The organism is Sporolactobacillus pectinivorans, assembly GCF_002802965.1.
In the GTDB taxonomy this organism is placed as follows: Bacteria; Bacillota; Bacilli; order Bacillales; family Sporolactobacillaceae; genus Sporolactobacillus; species Sporolactobacillus pectinivorans.
The window spans coordinates 2,589,478-2,606,109 of the sequence record NZ_NXGA01000001.1; the positions used below are offsets into that span (position 1 = coordinate 2,589,478).

Here is a 16,632-nt window from a genome sequence, read left to right on the forward strand (position 1 = left end):
TATGATTAATTTATTAAGCGATGATCGGTAAATAAATTAACGGAAAAGATAACAATTTTATTAATAATTAAGGCGGATGATCTTGAATGGATGAAATTGACTTAGGCATTCTCTCAGAATTGCAGGAAAATGCCCGCCTGACAATGATTGAGTTGGGTAAAAAAGTAGGTTTAACCTCTCCTTCAGTTACAGAACGTGTCAGGAGACTGGAGGAACAGGGCGTGATAAAGAAATACACTGCCCAGATTGCTGCGGAAAAACTAGGTAAACGTGTTACTGCTTTTATTCTGATGGAGCCAAGGGATTGTAAGAAATATGCGCAATTCGCTACCGGGCATCCGGATGCTATTGAATGTCACCGGATTGCCGGAATGTACAGTTATCTAACAAAAGTTGTGACAGAGTCTGTTCATACACTTGAGGACTACATTAACGATTGCCTGAAGTTTGGAAAGCCGACAACGTTGATCGTCTTATCTTCACCACTTGAACAGAAGCCTATAAAATCAAATACCCAGTAATCAGCTGGATAAGGCTTAATCTTGAGGAACGTGATGCACGATGAAAAAGAATGCGTATTCAGTGACGGACAAAATTAAGATTTGTATTTTCGGATTAATGACTGCCGGATCCCTTATTATGATGATTATTTCTTTATTGAGAGGCTTCAATTCTTTTAGTCACGCGAGCTTGTTAATCACCAGCGTGCTCGTATTGATCAGTTCTTCTCTTTCACTTTACCGGGCATTGCGTCAATCAGAGCTTTGGTGAAGTCGTCTGCCTTCACAAAAAATATGAAAATTCACTCTACCGCAACAGATCATCCGGTTGCCCGAGTGTGCCAGATCTAAAAGCTCATACAAATCGCAAAAACGTATTTATTCGGTTTTTCACCCGTTTTGTTCCACCCGCCAATATTTTCCCTGAGCTCTCCTGAGACTGAAAATCACATGTATTTCTCTGATCCTCTTGTAAACCGGATTAAAGTCATTTATACTAATCATTGTACACATTGTGTATATTGTGCATACCCATTGATCACAATAGTGAGGCTTTTGCGTGAAAATAATTTTAAAAAATACTTCGGATCTGCCTTTATATCAGCAAATTAAGGATCAGATCAAAACGGCTATTCTGAATAATGAGTTAAAAGCGGGTGAGCAGCTCCCCACCATCCGCGCGCTGGCCAATGATCTCCAGGTCAGTGTATTAACGACGAAAAGAGTCTACGCCGAACTGGAAGCCGAGGGTTTCATTCTGACCCGTGTTGGCAAGGGCTCCTTTGTCGCTCCCGAAAATTTAGAACTGTTCACCGAGTCCAAGCGGAGGATGGTTGAGGCAAAGCTCTCAGAAGTTTGCCGTATGGCCCATCAACTCGGCATCCGTGCAGATGAGCTTCATTTAATGCTGGATCTGCTTTTTGAGGAGGAGAATGAGAAGTGACATCCATTTTAGAGGTTGAAAACCTGACGAAAAATTTTGATCGTTTTTGCTTGAATCATCTCTCTTTTTCGCTAAGAAAGGGCTGCGTCACCGGCTTTATCGGTGTTAATGGAGCAGGTAAGACGACGACAATTAAAGCGATTCTCGGCCTTATTTCAAGAGATTCAGGAAGTATCCGTTTTGATGGCAGGGACATGGATGACAGTGAAAGAAAAGTAAAAAATCGAATCGGTTTTGTCATGGATGAAGGCTATTTTTACGAGCTGATGACGCTGAAAGAAATGAAAAATGTCATTGCGCCCGCCTACAGCAATTGGGATGAAGCCGCTTTTTCAACCTGGATGAAGCGATTCAACCTGAATCCGAGTCAGAAGATCTCTGCTTTATCTAAGGGCATGCGGATGAAATATGCCGTCGCACTGGCGCTTTCGCATCACGCCGATATGCTGATTATGGACGAACCGACGAGCGGTCTTGATCCTTTGATACGGAGCGAATTTATGGACATTCTGCTCGATTTTATGAAAGAAGAAGGAAAAAGTGTTTTCTTTTCCACACATATTACTTCCGATCTGGATAAAATCGCTGATATGCTGATTCTGATCGATGATGGAAATATTCTGCTGAATGAAGAGAAAGATGTTCTGCTCGATACACATGCACGGGTAAAAGGCGACAACGAATGGATTAATGAAGAAACACGGCCACTGTTTTTAAATTTGCGCCAATCATTGTATGGGTTTGACGGATTGACCGGTAAAAAAAGCGAAGTGCGACGGCTGATGCCTGAAGCAGTCATGGAACGGCCGGAGATCGAGGATATCATGCTGGCCTATATTGGAGGTGGAAAACATGTTACTTCCGCTCGTTAAAAAAGACTTTATACTTATTAAAAAATATCTAGCATTTCTCGTCCTTTTCGCAGCAATAGCACCCGTTTATATGTCCCAATCACTTGCACCTGGGAGTGATCATTCAATTTTATTTTTCTTAGTCGTTTTTGTATTAGAGTACGTATTATTTTTCCAAATTGCCAGATATGAGGTTCAGTATCGGGGATCTGCCTATCTTTGTGCTACTCCTTATACGCGAAACGCATATGTCGAGGCAAAATATCTTTTTATCTTGCTTGTGTTTATTGGCGTCACGCTCATCCAGATCGTCACTTCATTATTCGTACCATCGATGGCTGAAGGAATAACGCTTCAATCGTTGGGGATCACCCTGCTGATTCTTAGTCTGTCATTCGGGATCATCATACCTGCGCTGTTTAAATTTGGCTATGATAAATTAAAATTTGTGTTATATTTTATGATTATATTAACACCCTTTCTACTTACCCCTCTCGTTCGCTGGTATCAATCATCGGGCATCAGTTTATCTGTTCCGCTTCCGATCCCGCAAACGATCCGGACGTTTCTTCTCTATTTCATTGCTTTACTCATTTGCTTCGTTTCGATGTTCATTTCAATAAAAATTTACGAAAAAAAGGATCTTTGAACATTTTTAAGACGGGCAATCTATAAAGGGCAAAATAGACTGAATCACATTGATGCCCTGCAAAGGAAATCCTTATCATTTTCAAATAAATTTAAAGCTATGCACTGACACAAACGAGTTGCATCTAATTTAATTACGATGCAACTCGTTTGGTTTAGCTTTTATTGGACTTGTAATTCTGGTCATTTGGTGCATTCATTCATTGATCATCAAATAGCCATTTTTTCTCACGAATGCCACAAAAGATTGGAGGTTAAATTCTTTTTTTCTGCTTTTCAAATAGGTCAGATAGATTGTCATGTCCGGGATGGATGTTTTTGATTGATAATCGATGGGTTTGAGTTTACCCTTTTTTATCCACTCCCGGGCGACACTCTCCAGCATGAAGCCCAGGCAATCAAGATTCATGATTAATTTTAAAGCGAGTCCGGAATGATCAACACGCGCTGCCACTGTGGCGTATTTTCCAAATTCATTTTTAAACCAATCCTCATAGGCAATACCCCAATTCTGGTACAGCAGCTTGTGGCTGTGAAGCAGTTGCTCACGGGATAGAGTCTGAACGCCTTGATAACGATCACTGTTTCCAACCAGGATGATCCGCTCATTTCGAAAAAGAACTTTTCCAAAAACCGGCGAACGCGGCGGGATCAGAACAAAGGCGACATCAATTGTGCCTTCCTGAAGCCGATTGATTAAATGTGATGAATGGTCCGTCACCATTCTTACAGATACCCTTCCTCCCCCGCAAAGTTTCTCAATTAATGTATAGATTGAGCTGTCCCAAATTGTGTTTAATCCGCCAATGACAATTCGATAGTCATATTCTTTCCTGATTTGCAGTTCCGTTACAGCCTGTCTCATTCTACCGACGATCTTACCTGCATCATCGAGAAAAGCATGGCCATCCGGCGTTAACCGAACATAACGTGTTCCACGTTCAAATAACTTTCTGCCTAATTGTGTTTCCAGTGCTTTGATTCTCACGGTTATTGTCGACTGGACAACATGCATCATCTCAGATGTCTTAGTAAAACTCGATGTTTCCGCGAGAGTCAGGAATGTTTCCAATTGTTCCTGATCCATGATCCGGTCTTTCCTTTATTTATTATTTTCATTAATACTATTAAAATTATTCGTTTATCAAATAAAAGTCAACGCTTTAAGATTAAGTTAACCCATGAAAAGAAACAGAAAATTAAAGAGGCTGGTTAAATATGAACACGTTAAAGAAAATGACCCCTAAGCTCATGCTGATTCTGTTCGGTTTACTGCTTACCAATACAGGTTCGTTTATGATTCTCCCCTTCTTAAGTCTGTATCTGAGTAACCTGAACCTGTCCACAGCTATGATCGGATTTGTCCTCATGGTCAATGTCATCTGCCAGCGCGGTCTGACATTCTTCGGAGGCATGCTGAATGATCAGTTTGGTGAGAGGAAGCTGTTAATCATTGGCCTGTCTGTCCGACTGACAGGCTACATTCTATACAGTTTTGCTGGTCATCTCTCGCTGATCTTCGTGGCTTCCGCTTTTGTCGGCCTTGGCGGCGCTCTCTTTGCACCCGGCCTGATGGCAACCATTGCCAAACTGGCCGGTGACTTAAAACCGGAAGTCTTTGCACTGCGTAATGCAGTCATTAATGTTGGTTCATCATTGGGGCCGATTCTGGGCGGAGTACTCTACCAATACTCTGTTTTCTGGGTATTTATGCTGACTTCTATGGCCCACTTTATCTTTCTGCTGTTCATTATTTTCAGCGGACCGCGTGATATCAACGCAAAGAGGAGAGTTCCAGTCATAGGTCTTTTTCGCTCTGTCATTCAGAATCGCGCCATTTTGATTCTTACCTTAATGAATACCATTTTCTGGTTTGTGTACAGCCAGTTTAATTTGGCCATACCGCTGTACATGAAAGATGTTTTTCGAGAGCCTTCACTGATCGGATTATTATTCACGATTAACGGATTATTCGTGATTCTGCTTCAATTTGCGATTGCGCAAATGATTTTTCGGAGATCAGCGAGCAGAACTGCCTTGTTATACGGGTTCTTTTTTATGAGTTCTGCTTACTTTGTTCTTGGTCTGTTCCCTTATTTACCATTCATCTTCCTCTTTGTCCTGCTCTGTAGTACCAGTGAAGTGCTTGTATTCCCGACAATTGACAATTTGGTCTCCGAACTGGCAAACGCGGACTTCCTCAGCACTTATTATGGCTTTGTTGATATGGGCTGGGCCGTAGGGGCAACTCTTGGCAATCTTTTGGGCGGTATTTTCTTTGGTTTCGCTCAAGCGAATCATCTGTTGCCACTCGCCTGGTTCAGCTATGGAGCACTGGCTTTGATTGCTGTATTTTTTGTGTTTCTGCTTGGTTACATAGGACAACCTGCTCTTAAAACGCATCGCTGAATGAGTGCACATTTTCTGGAAAGTTATTTAACTTTATCAAAAGCATTATTTTTATCTCCCGGATGTTTATGGTGTTTGCTGAAGATTCCACTGCCGGCATAAATCAACAGTGAAACGATATAGGCTGTGACAGTAAAGAAGGAAACACCTGTAAATCCGGAGAAACGGCTGAATAATAAACCACCGATGATACCGCCAATGGTCGTTCCCGCATACATCGCCGCATTGGCCAGAGCCGAGACCGTTCCTCTTGCCGTTGCTGTCAGGCTTTGCATCGTGCTCATAAAGACTGGAAAAACGTATCCCCCTGTTAAAAAGATCAGAAATAAAACAGCTTCTGCGGCAACCAGCGAATGAGAGAATGGCAAAATGGAATATAAAATGATATAGGCACAGAAAGACAGGAATAGGGACCTGGCCTCACCTAATTTTCGAATCAGGCTGCTCCCGAAAAGCGATCCGATCGCGTTCCCTATACCTAACACGATCATAGCTGTCCCGACTGCTGCAACGTGAAGTGAAAAGCTGGAAGAGTACCATAAGCCGATAAAAGAAAAGGCTTCAAAATTTCCTGTCTGAAAAATAAAATAGGCAAGCATATAGTTAACGGCTCTTGGCGTTTGAAACAAACCGCTATAGACACGTAAAATAGACGGTCTTTGTTCCATATACCTGGCAGCAGGGATCGGCGGAAGAAATGCCGAAATAATGCACAGCAAGATAATAGAGCATCCTGCCGTGACAAAAAAAGGCGCGCGCCAAGACAGAGCTGCGAGATAACTGCCGACAGGAAGGCCGACCACTTGCGAAATCGACAGACCGGCCGTTGCGTAGCCCATTGATTTAACGATATCTTGCCGAGCAACAAGCTGAGGGATTGCAGCCCAGACCTGTGAACCGACGAATGTTGCGCCAATGCCTGCAAGCAGTCGAAAAAGAACCATTGTCCAAAAGGTGGAAGATAATCCGCATAGAAAAGTAGACAGTGAAAAAACAATCAGTCCGAAAATCATCACTTTTTTGCGATCCAATCCATCGGATACGGGTCCTACAAATAATGCAGATATGGCATATCCTAAAGCATACGAACTGACCATCCAGCCGGAAATTTCAGTTGGGATTTTATAGGCTGCCGTTAAAATCGGCAGCAGTGGTGAAATGAGAAACGTGTCTGTGCCAATAAGAAATATCATAGAAAAAAACAGAAGTGAAACTTTTTTCATCAATTTGATCTCCTCATGTTTTTCTATTAAGGATCCGGATCCCTTCTCATATTTTATAACATTATTTATAACGTTCGTCTATTATTTAGTTATTTTCTGAGTAATATCCATTACAGGCAATAATAAAATCGTGTAAAATAATTCTATAAGAAAGGATCTGATCCGCTTGCTTTCATTGGAAAAACAGCTTTTATATATCCTGATGAGAAAACCCAATATTGAAGTGTCTGAACTGCTTGGCATTTATCGGGGGAGGGATTATTCTGCCCAATCTATCCGGAACGCCATTTCCCGATTAAAAAAATCCGGATATATTGATCACCGGGGGCGCGCTTACTTTCTGACTGCCAGCGGATCCCATTTTATCAAAGCCTTTCAGGACAAGCTTTTGCTTAAGGATCACGATTGGAATGGCAGCTGGCAGCTGGTGGTGTACCAGATACCCGAGCCACTCAGACGAGCCCGCAACACACTGAGGCAGGAGCTGACGGATCTTGGATATGGCCAGCTCTTCCAGAGTGTCTTCATCTCACCTCACGATCAAAGTCTCTCCGTCAGGCAGATTTTTTCAGATCTCAATATCCAGCCTTACGTGAATATTTTTTCAGGGCATTTCATTTATGGAGATGTGAAAACGAGAATGCAGGAGATTTGGGATCTGAAAAAAATAGAATCCTTGTACGTTGACTTTATTTCGTGGACAAAAGATAAGAGCGTTTCTTGGGTGAAGCAGGAATCCATTGATTCCTGGGATGCATTCTTTCATGTTCTGGAATTGGGGGAGCGTTTTGGAGCTATTTTACTGAAAGATCCGATGCTGCCGGCTCAATTTTTGCCGATGAACTGGCCTGGGGGAGAAGCCTGGAAAACGTATCGTCTTCTTTTCACAAAGCTGGCTGCTTCTGTTGCAGATAATCAGGAAATCATTAAACTGATCAAAGATGATGTTGGGGAAAAGCTGGTTAAGCCGGTTTGATCTCTGTAAGGTTTGAAAAAAAGCAGGAATTGTAAAATGACTCCTGCATTTCTTATGCGAGATAAATATCCCGATTGATCAAATAATGTAATGCACGCATAGCATCAATGGCGTGGGCTCCCCAGTGCATTTCAAAGTTAAATTTCCAATGCCAGACTGCCTCCTTATATTTCTTTTGCTCGTACAAAGAAATGCCCTCTTTTAAGTCATGGTATATGTCTGAAATATCATCAGTCAGGCTCCCTTGAATTGGTTCGTCTGGCTGGTAGGGATTGAATACTTCCCAATAGGTATCGTATTTCTTTATCTTCAATTTGGGATAGGACACGTCCACTTTGGTAGACTTTGAAGTTTCAAGAGTAACTTGCGGTAAATCCAGCCCTTTGTGATATAAACGTAAGAGATTTTTAAGAAGTTTATTAAATTTATTACGGTTTTTGCACCTGCCCAGTAAATCAACAAAATCGCAGAAGTCATTGGCTGATTTGTAAAAGTCTCGTGTTCTGGCTTTATTCATTATACTTTCTCCGCTCTGTTACATTTGTTGTAACTTGTTTGGTGCGTCGGCACGTGTGGACGGGTCATTTGTTTTGATAAACCAGTTCTGTGTTATCGCTTTATGCTACTTTCTATATCGATACGTGTTCCAGTAAGCGCAGGTTTCGTTCAATCAGCCGACTGATCGGAGAGAGGATGATCGTGTTTCTTACTCGGGAGATGCCTTTCCTGTCGATGTAGCCTATACAGCTGATGTGTTAGCTTTTAACAGCCTTTCTGTTCCCATTATTTTATTTGTTTATCCTTATTTTTTTATGCTCAATCCACATTTTCCCAATCACGATCATCAGAAAAATCACTATGGGGTAAACGATGGCCCAGCCAACAAACAGGAACATGATTGCCGTCGCTAGAAGCGAGATCAGGCTTACTATTAATTTTTTTCTTTCATTTTTAAACAGTACAACACCCGCTGCACAACCACTCAAATAATTCAGTAAAAATGTTGCGTTAGGCAATTGGATAAGTTCTGTCAAGGAGATCAAGCGCAGCGCATAAGACGCCATCACACAGATAAAACAAAGAGCTAAAAAGAGCAGCCCGCCGAGCGGGGTTGTATATTTGGGTGAACGCCTGCCAAACCACTTAGGTGCAAGGCCATTCTCCGATAATGAATAAGCCAGTCTTGAGGCTGCCCCAGTATAAGCCATCACAGTCGCCAGACAAATCAACAGGCTGGCAATACCGGTCAGAATCGTCCCCAAGCGGCCATACGTTTCGCCTGCCACGTTAACGAGAGCTGCCTGTGATTGATTTTTATAGCTATCGGTCCCGATCACGGCGATTGCTGTCATAAAGTATAGGCCGCCCATCACTATTGCTGCGATCAATGTCGCACGCCGGACATCTCTTTCCGGATGAACGAATTCCTCAGATAGATTTGAGACAGCCTCCCAACCGATAAAGCACCAAAATAAAATAGTCGAGGCTCTACCGATACTCATGACTCCATGCGGCATAAATGGGCTAAAATAAATCCATTTTAAATGTGGTGCGGCGCCAATAATTGTGAGACACAAAATGGTCAGAATTCCGAAAATCACTGCCACCTGAATCCTTCCGGCCACATTCATCCCCAAATAATTGAGCAAAAGAGCGATTATAAGCACCATACAGGCTATCGTTATTCTTGAAGTTTCCGACAGATCTAACGCGGCACTCAAATAACCGGCGCCCGTTAATGCTGCAACCGGTGCACCAATGGGAACAGACATTAGAAAAAGCCAGCCTGCAATCGCCCCAGGTATCTTCCCGAAGGCTTTCGTTACAAAATAGCAAACACCTCCTGAAACAGGATACTTTTGAGATAAATAGGCCATGCACAAAGAGAGAGGCAAAACTAATAGGAGCAAGAAACCCCAGTCAATTAATGAGGCCGGTCCTGCAATTTGAGCAGCCAGGCCGGGAACAATCAAGATTCCCGCTCCGAGCACTGCACCGATATAAAGAGCAACAGCCTGGGGCAGGCGGATCGTTGCTTTTGGTCCCTGTTTCATCTCTTACTCCTTCTTCCCTTAAAATGATAGATTGTACTTTCAAAGTATTGTTTTTCTTTACAAATCATCATAAGATAGATTCATTGATTAGAAAAACTGATTATTTTGATTGAATCAATCGAAATATCCGATTAATAGGAGAAGTGATAATGGATACCAAACAGTTGCGGACATTTAAGGTCGCTGCAGAATGCCTGAACTTTACCCAGACAGCCGTTCGATTAAATTTTGCCCAGTCCAGCGTGACTGCGCAGATTCAAGCTCTGGAGCGGGAAGTCGGAAGACCGTTATTCGAGCGGCTGGGCAAAAAAATAGCGTTGACTGAGTCAGGCCAAGCATTTAAAAAATAGGCAGATCAGATGGTTCATTTGACTCAGGAAGTTGAAGATAAACTCGCCAATCCTGACGCTCTCCCTACTCTGACAATTGGCGCTACTGAAAGCCAGTGCACCTACCGGCTGCCCCCTATCTTGGCGAAATATAAAAGTAAATTTCCTCAGGGCAAACTGGTTGTGAAACCTGCCAATTTTGCCGAAGACATAAAAGAAAACCTGGAGAATGGACGCATCGATCTGGGATTTATTATGGGAAAAGTGCAAACAAGATCGATGCTGACTGTTGAACCATTGGTTAATGAGGAAATATGGCTATTAGCTCATCCTACAAATCCATTGGTTAATAGAGATCCTATTTTAGCCCGGGATCTTGAACAAGAAACAATGCTGCTGACAGCAAAGGGGTGTTCTTATCGTATGCTTCTTGAAAACGCCCTTTCTCAGGCGGGAATTTTTCCCGAAAACATTGTTGAATTTGTGACTGTTGAAGCGATCAAACAATGTGCGCTCACAGACCTTGGCCTTGCCTATCTGCCAGCCGTAGCCGTGCAATCTGAGGTAAAAAAAGCGTTATTAAAAAGAGTGGACTGGCCCTATGCGCCTACTTCAGTCCCAACGTTCATCGCCTGGAATAAGGATAAAGAACTGACACCCAATATTCGATACTTCATTGAAGCGGCGCATGCTATGTATTGAATAAAAGCGGATCATGTTTTAGTTAACCGCTCTCTAATGGACGATTTTACTCACTATTCAAATTGATAACCGTTTTTCCTGATTGGTTTGAATCCAGCGTCTAATGGCTTCATAGTAGTTTGGCAGATCATATTGCCGGCTCACTTCAGGTAACTTTAATTTCCCAGTTTCTATAAGTTTCATGATCTCCTGGAAACCGCTCGCCCTTGAAGCACCAGCAACTAAATTGATAATAGATCCATGACTAGACAAATCAACACAAAATCAAAAATTAAGATTTTTTCTCCGCTTCAGCAAATCGCCATGCGCTGCCGTACAATGAAACAGCTATGCCGAGCCAACCCGTAATCCTAGATTTCATCTGGACCCCAACGCAATAAGGGAATGAACGAAGACGGCGGGCAATGGCAACAAAAAATGGACTATTTTTAGAAGTACTATCCCGGATCTGGAACAAACGACCCATGAAAATTAATATAAGGATAGTCTTTTGTGCTATAATTGGCCAGTCAAGGAGGTTGACATATATGGGGTACATCGAAGAAATACGGACGCTAGTCGGGCACCGGCCTCTGATTTTAGTCGTCGCGGCCGTGCTGATTCTCGATAAAGACGAGAAAGTACTGCTCCAGGAACGCACGTTTCCTAAAAATGTTTGGGGAATTCCAGGAGGATTTATGGAACTTGGAGAATCGTCAGAAGAAACTTCAAAACGGGAAGTCTATGAAGAAACAGGATTAACTGTAGACGATCTTCATTTTTTCAGAGTTTACTCTGGCACTGAACAGAATCAGGCAGAAAACGGAGATCAATATTATACTGTTACCGTTATGTATACTACCAGCAAATTTAAAGGTCATTTGATTGTTGATCCCAATGAATCCATTTCATATCAGTTTCACAGCCCTGATGATTTGCCAGATAAAATATTAAATGAACACCGCACCATTCTGAATGACTTTTTTTCACACCGAAAAAAATAAAAAAGCCTACCATCTACTTTGTCAGGGGAGTCCTCTTTAAATATCAGACTGTCTATTGAAAAAGAAAGGCTAGGTTTAACTGAAGTGGTAGCTTAAATCAGATAATACAAGAACATGTTTTGATCAACTTTTTTCAGAACATGCTCTTTCTATTTGTTATTTTAAACCAGCAGAAGCATCTCATATTCCTTATTCTGTCAGCGCAGAAAATTTAAAATCCAGCGCTCCTTTAAATCCTTCAAAAGCTGCCGGTTCGAGACTTTTCAATAGTGCCCTGCCCAATAATTGCACTGCCTTCCTGGACCGTCCCGCATCAGCTAATATCAGGCTGTAAAAGCATTCAGCAGCAATATTGTCAGGATATTTTTTCAAAGTTCTTACTATGGTCTCCGTTGCCAGATCAAGCTGACCGATATTGCGATAGGATGAGGCCAGACAAATGAGTGCTGTACGTTCCGACTCATAATCCAGGCCGATTTCCATGGATTTTCGGTATACTGGAATGGCCTCTTCTTCCTTTGAAAAATGATCCAATGCTAGCGCATACTTAAGCCACGCGTCACTGTTGCCGGGAACCTGAACGCACAGGTTGCTGAGCAAAGCCAAACACGCCTGCTCATTTCCATTTTTCATGAATGCGTCTGCTTTATGAATAACGGATTCCATTGACTCTTCCATATATATAAATCACCCCACACGTTGTTCAGCCTGTGCATCATTTAATTGAACAATGCATCCGTGAACTGGTGATTGTCACTGGGAAATGTTGTCAATGTCAGGTTAATATTTTTCGTCAGCTCATGCATAGTTCTCACATAGTCTTCCTCCACCTTAATCGATACGTTCGAATCATTGTTTCCATGCATCAGAAATTGAGGAAAAGCATTAAGAACGGGCCTGCCCCACCGGATCATAACGGGAGAACTCAGCTTTCTCATACCTCTCCTCGTACCGTCGCACTTTCTTTGTTCTCCATGATCTGACTATCCCTCTTTTTTTCCAAATTCATGAGTTCTGAAAAATGCCGGGTTTCCGAAATGATTGACAGGAGCACCGATGATGGGAACGCATTAATTCATTAAGTTTCTTGTAGACATCGCCCTTTTCAAATGTTTTCAGTGATGCTGGCAGTTCTTCTTGATCAAGCATAAATGAACGGCCGTCCGCTCTGACAAGCAGCTCTTCATAGGAAACGACCTGATCTGTGATTCAGGTCGTTTTTGACAATATCGAAATACGTGCCCAACTATTCTCCGCCGCTGTCTCTCCAGAATAGATGTTATAAGGGCGTTTTGTCCAGTCATGGGCAAAAGTCCGGCTGCCAGCCGAGACTTTCACGTCAATTTCTGCAGATCCGACTGCCACAGTTTTCGGCATCTTATAATCTAAAACTGCGTAATCCGTCTCTAGTTTTAATACCTCACATTTGAATTTCGCAAGCGTTGCATCATAACGAATTTTCCGTTCGGTTATGTACCTTAATGGTCGATCTCGCTTTCGTTCCAGTTTCTTCAGCAATGATTGGGCAACGCCACATCCCGCACCTTCGTAACTTTCAGACCGCCTTTTGATGGACATGCCGCCTTGACTGCAGCAGACGAAATCCGGTGATTACAGCGCATAACATACAAATTCCTGCTGATGTGAGAAAAACAATATGCATACCGTACAGAAAAACGTCCGGATGTCCGGGGATCAGCCCGGTCACACGATAGCCCGCTGCTGAAGACATGCAGGCAAACAGCAAAGTCGTGGCAAACGTGATACCGCTGATCATGCCGAGATTCCGGATCAGGGCATTCACGCTTCCGGCACTGCCGAGCTGTGAACGGGGCACTGTTGACATAACCAGTGAGTTGTTCGGCGACATAAATAGGGCACTCCCGATGCCCAGCATGGCAATCAACATGCCAACATAGAAAAGCGGGCTCGTTTCATCAAGAAATCCAAGACCAATTTGCGCTGCTACCAGCACAAGCAAGCCGATAAAAGTCAGAATTTCGGAACCTATTTTATCTGACAGTGCGCCGCTCATCGGGGCAATGACGGCCATCATGATTGGAAAGAGCATCATTAACAGCCCGGAATCTCTCGCTGTCATATTTAAAATATCCTGCGTGTAAAACGGTGCAATAATGGTGAAGCAAAAATTGGACAGAAAAACAAGATAGCCGCACAGAATACCCACGGAAAACAGTGGATTTTGAAATAGTTTCAGCTGAAGCATCGGCTGTTCTTTATGCCACTCGGCTCTGATGAACAGAGCCAGAAAAACGACGGAAAGAATGAGAAAACCTGCGATCTTCCAGTTTTTATAGCCAAAGTGCTCGCCGAGCAGCAGCCCGGCAAATAAAAGAGTAATAAATAGCCCGAAAATCAAAGTACCGGTTTTATCAAGATTTCCCTTTGACTTGAATAAATCTTTTGGAAGCACGTACAGCCCAAGGATGATCACGACAATACCGATCGGCACATTAATCCAGAAAATATAATTCCAGCTGAGTGCAGAAACGACTATCCCACCTATCCCCGGTCCGGCAATGCCGCCCAACGAGACAAATGTTCCAATCAGACCAAGCGCCCGTCCGCGCTCCGATCGCGGAAATATATCTGTCGCAATACCAAAATTATTTGCCATCGTCATGGACGCACCAATTGCCTGGATCACCCGCCCGGTCAACAGCAGCTCAAAATTCAGTCCGAAGCCGCTGATCAGTGAACCGAGAACAAACAGCAATGTTCCGATACGAAACACAAAAATTTTACCAAGCATATCACCCAGCCGGCCGAACATCAGAATCAGCACGCAGATGACCATTAAATAAATCGTCACGATCCACTGGCTGCTGGCAATCGGCAAATTCAGGTCACGTGAAATCTGGGGTAAAGCAACGTTCACAATACTCGCGTCAAGAGTAGACATAAAGGTAAACAGATTGACGACGATCAGGATCAACCATCTTTTCCTTTGAACATCCTGGTTATCCTGATAAGTTAACGGTTTTGAATCAGTTGTTTCCATAGTTACGGCATCCTCCTATTTATGAAACGGTAAGCCGTTTTCAACGATTACCCGGCAAATCAGACACGGGAATTCAGAAAAAACTTACACGTGCAAAAAAATAAAGCCAACTATAGAATAACTATAAATGGCTTAAATAATCAAAAAATCAGCTCTCATGAATTCAGAAATTTTTTATCGTCTACTCTCAATGCAGCTTTTTAAAGGCATATAACGGCACCGTAAAAGTCTTGATCAGCTCGTGGTTGCACTCACAGATCCATTCAAAAATGGTGACAAAGGAGGACCGGAGAAACAAGCGGGCGTTGAGATTTGCTGCTTATCGTTTGCCGGCTGCCTTAAATCGATTTTTGCGGCTGTTTACTTTTAAATACATAATACTTCATCAAAAAAAAGCTTGTCAGCGACGAAATCGCCATGGAGAGTAATTTAGATAGATTCTGGGCAATCCAGGCATTTGACATGATGTCCTCAGTCAGATACAAACCGCCGACGAACACCATATTGCTGACGAGAAAACAAATGATGACTTCAACAAGATATAATAGCTTCTGTCTCATTGTTCGATCTGAATTTTTTTTAAAAGTGATTCGGGAATTCAGCAAATAACTGTTGATCATGGTTAAAATGTATGCGACCGTATTGTAAAGAACTAGCAGCGCATGCACTTTTGTCGGGAAAAGGAGAAGCAAGATATTCAGCGAGCCAAGGTCCACGGCAGCATTTGTCATTCCAATCAGTGTAAATTGCGTGAACTGAAACATGGGCCGGCCCCTCCTCTCTTTCTTTTACATGAGAAATATTCATTTTTCAGCGACTATTCAGGTCAGTCAGACAATCCTTCTTTTCCCTGGCACAAACTGCACATCTCCAATTGCCATTTCGTAAAAACCAAGCAGTTGCTCGGATGCATGGCTCCACCCTAAGTCAATGCTGGTCTGCCGCGCTGCTTCACTCATCGTCTTGAGATCAAGCGCTCCGGACGCAGTGGACAGCACTTTTTGGCACAAGTCCCCCGGGAGATCCGGCTGATAGAGCAAACCGTTCTTCCCGTTTTCAATCTGTTCTCGCGATGGACCGCTGTCTGCGGCGATTACCGGAAGACCGGAAGCCATCGCTTCAAGTATGACAAGTCCCAGTGTTTCCGTAGTGGATGGAAACACAAAAATGTCTGAAGAAGCATAAACTTTGGCTAATGCTTCACCATATAGAAAACCGGTAAATGTCACATTTGAGCGACGAAAACAGTTCTCCAGTTCACTTCGGTAAGGTCCGTCGCCGACAAGAACCAGCCAAAGATCCGGAGATGCGTCGAGCACTTCTTTTATCCTTTCAATCTCCTTCTCAGCCGCCAGTCTTCCAACGTAGAGGAGCACTGTTTGACCCGGATGTCCATGAGTGATTCTGCGGCGAACCTCAAGCTCCTTCTTTTTCGGGCTGAAAGTTTCAAGATCCACACCCCTGCTCCACAAATGAACATTTCTGAACTTTCTCGCATTCAGTTCTTTTTTCACCGTCCGTGAGGTGCACAGATTCATCTCCGCTCTGTTATGCATGAGACGGAAATACTGCCACATCAGCGGCTTAAATAAACCCAGATGATAATAGTCCATATACTGTGCCACATTCGTGTGATAGGAAGCAATTAAAGGAAAACCGAGCCGCCGTGCATAATAGATGCCGGCCAGACCAAGCAGTGCAGGGTTGACGACATGGACAATATCCGGCTGAAAAGCTTCCATGTATTTTTTTACACGCCGGGAAGGGAACGCAAACCGCTTCGTCCGGTAAAAGAACAACAGATGGGCCGGTACACCCTCCACTGGAACGCCATTAAATTCATGAACGCCCAGATCGGGGGCAATCACCATAATCTGATGTCCCTGCGCATTGAGCCATTTAATCGTTTCGCATAGTCGCGTCACAATCCCGTCTGTCGATGGAAGAAATGTTTCCGTAATGATTACTATTTTCATGCGGGAAACCTCCTGC

The 16,632-nt window shown here is 43.1% G+C and carries 19 protein-coding genes; 9 read left to right on the forward strand and 10 right to left on the reverse strand.

Annotated features, from left to right (window positions below):
* The first annotated feature begins 86 nt into the window (after positions 1-86).
* The 4 genes from COP04_RS12550 (at position 87) to COP04_RS12565 (ending at position 2,943) form a co-directional block, all read left to right on the forward strand.
* Entirely contained in the window at positions 87-521 is a 435-nt protein-coding gene (locus COP04_RS12550; protein ID WP_100488337.1) for an Lrp/AsnC family transcriptional regulator, read from the forward strand.
* Positions 522-1,059: 538 nt separating this feature from the next.
* Positions 1,060-1,443 carry a GntR family transcriptional regulator gene (locus tag COP04_RS12555; protein WP_100488338.1) on the forward strand — a complete coding sequence of 128 codons (384 nt, stop codon included), beginning with the start codon at positions 1,060-1,062 and terminating at the stop codon, positions 1,441-1,443.
* Positions 1,440-2,315 carry an ABC transporter ATP-binding protein gene (locus COP04_RS12560; RefSeq protein WP_100488339.1) on the forward strand — a complete coding sequence of 292 codons (876 nt, stop codon included), beginning with the start codon at positions 1,440-1,442 and terminating at the stop codon, positions 2,313-2,315. The genes COP04_RS12555 and COP04_RS12560 overlap by 4 nt, the downstream gene beginning before the upstream one ends.
* Positions 2,296-2,943 (forward strand): ABC-2 transporter permease, encoded by a 648-nt coding sequence (locus COP04_RS12565; protein ID WP_100488340.1) that lies wholly within the window; start codon positions 2,296-2,298, stop codon positions 2,941-2,943. Before COP04_RS12560 ends, COP04_RS12565 begins: the two co-directional genes overlap by 20 nt.
* Before the next feature lie 195 nt (positions 2,944-3,138).
* Here the strand turns inward: COP04_RS12565 and COP04_RS12570 are convergent, their stop codons facing one another.
* Positions 3,139-4,029: a LysR family transcriptional regulator gene (locus tag COP04_RS12570; RefSeq protein WP_100488341.1), complete on the reverse strand. Its 891-nt coding sequence runs from the start codon at positions 4,027-4,029 to the stop codon at positions 3,139-3,141.
* A gap of 131 nt (positions 4,030-4,160) precedes the next feature.
* Between COP04_RS12570 and COP04_RS12575 the strand changes: the two genes are divergently transcribed.
* A complete protein-coding gene (locus tag COP04_RS12575; RefSeq protein ID WP_100488342.1) occupies positions 4,161-5,351 on the forward strand; it encodes an MFS transporter in 1,191 nt (396 codons plus the stop codon).
* Positions 5,352-5,374: 23 nt separating this feature from the next.
* On the opposite strand, the gene COP04_RS12580 is transcribed toward COP04_RS12575, so the two are convergent.
* Complete coding sequence (locus COP04_RS12580; protein ID WP_100488343.1) at positions 5,375-6,574, reverse strand: MFS transporter; 1,200 nt, start codon at positions 6,572-6,574, stop codon at positions 5,375-5,377.
* Between the two features lie 166 nt (positions 6,575-6,740).
* Between COP04_RS12580 and COP04_RS12585 the strand changes: the two genes are divergently transcribed.
* Complete coding sequence (locus COP04_RS12585) at positions 6,741-7,550, forward strand: PaaX family transcriptional regulator C-terminal domain-containing protein (RefSeq protein WP_100488344.1); 810 nt, start codon at positions 6,741-6,743, stop codon at positions 7,548-7,550.
* A gap of 52 nt (positions 7,551-7,602) precedes the next feature.
* Here COP04_RS12585 and COP04_RS12590 read toward each other — a convergent pair whose 3' ends face one another.
* Both COP04_RS12590 and COP04_RS12595 read right to left on the reverse strand, forming a co-directional pair.
* On the reverse strand, positions 7,603-8,067 hold the full coding sequence (locus COP04_RS12590) for a DUF5063 domain-containing protein (protein ID WP_100488345.1): 465 nt from the start codon (positions 8,065-8,067) through the stop codon (positions 7,603-7,605).
* Between the two features lie 271 nt (positions 8,068-8,338).
* Positions 8,339-9,604 carry an APC family permease gene (locus COP04_RS12595; RefSeq protein WP_100488346.1) on the reverse strand — a complete coding sequence of 422 codons (1,266 nt, stop codon included), beginning with the start codon at positions 9,602-9,604 and terminating at the stop codon, positions 8,339-8,341.
* 149 nt (positions 9,605-9,753) lie between these two features.
* On the opposite strand from COP04_RS12595, the gene COP04_RS20795 reads away from it, so the two are divergent.
* The 3 genes from COP04_RS20795 to COP04_RS12605 all read left to right on the forward strand — a co-directional run bounded on the left by COP04_RS20795 (position 9,754) and on the right by COP04_RS12605 (position 11,618).
* Positions 9,754-9,954, forward strand: coding sequence for a LysR family transcriptional regulator (locus COP04_RS20795; protein WP_420852756.1), 201 nt, complete (start codon positions 9,754-9,756; stop codon positions 9,952-9,954).
* 18 nt (positions 9,955-9,972) lie between these two features.
* Positions 9,973-10,635, forward strand: a complete 663-nt coding sequence (locus COP04_RS12600) for a LysR family transcriptional regulator substrate-binding protein (protein ID WP_420852757.1) — start codon at positions 9,973-9,975, stop codon at positions 10,633-10,635.
* A 527-nt stretch (positions 10,636-11,162) separates the two neighbouring features.
* Positions 11,163-11,618: an NUDIX hydrolase gene (locus tag COP04_RS12605; RefSeq protein WP_100488347.1), complete on the forward strand. Its 456-nt coding sequence runs from the start codon at positions 11,163-11,165 to the stop codon at positions 11,616-11,618.
* Between the two features lie 189 nt (positions 11,619-11,807).
* On the opposite strand, the gene COP04_RS12610 is transcribed toward COP04_RS12605, so the two are convergent.
* The 6 genes from COP04_RS12610 to COP04_RS12635 form a co-directional block, all read right to left on the reverse strand.
* On the reverse strand, positions 11,808-12,296 hold the full coding sequence (locus COP04_RS12610) for a tetratricopeptide repeat protein (protein WP_100488348.1): 489 nt from the start codon (positions 12,294-12,296) through the stop codon (positions 11,808-11,810).
* Between the two features lie 41 nt (positions 12,297-12,337).
* On the reverse strand, positions 12,338-12,556 hold the full coding sequence (locus tag COP04_RS12615; protein ID WP_100488349.1) for a hypothetical protein: 219 nt from the start codon (positions 12,554-12,556) through the stop codon (positions 12,338-12,340).
* A gap of 271 nt (positions 12,557-12,827) precedes the next feature.
* Positions 12,828-13,196 (reverse strand): hypothetical protein, encoded by a 369-nt coding sequence (locus tag COP04_RS12620; RefSeq protein ID WP_100488350.1) that lies wholly within the window; start codon positions 13,194-13,196, stop codon positions 12,828-12,830.
* Positions 13,174-14,640: an MFS transporter gene (locus COP04_RS12625; protein WP_100488351.1), complete on the reverse strand. Its 1,467-nt coding sequence runs from the start codon at positions 14,638-14,640 to the stop codon at positions 13,174-13,176. The genes COP04_RS12620 and COP04_RS12625 overlap by 23 nt, the downstream gene beginning before the upstream one ends.
* Positions 14,641-14,978: 338 nt before the next feature.
* Entirely contained in the window at positions 14,979-15,404 is a 426-nt protein-coding gene (locus COP04_RS12630) for a GtrA family protein (protein ID WP_100488352.1), read from the reverse strand.
* A gap of 66 nt (positions 15,405-15,470) precedes the next feature.
* A complete protein-coding gene (locus COP04_RS12635; RefSeq protein WP_100488353.1) occupies positions 15,471-16,616 on the reverse strand; it encodes a glycosyltransferase family 4 protein in 1,146 nt (381 codons plus the stop codon).
* Positions 16,617-16,632: the final 16 nt, after the last annotated feature.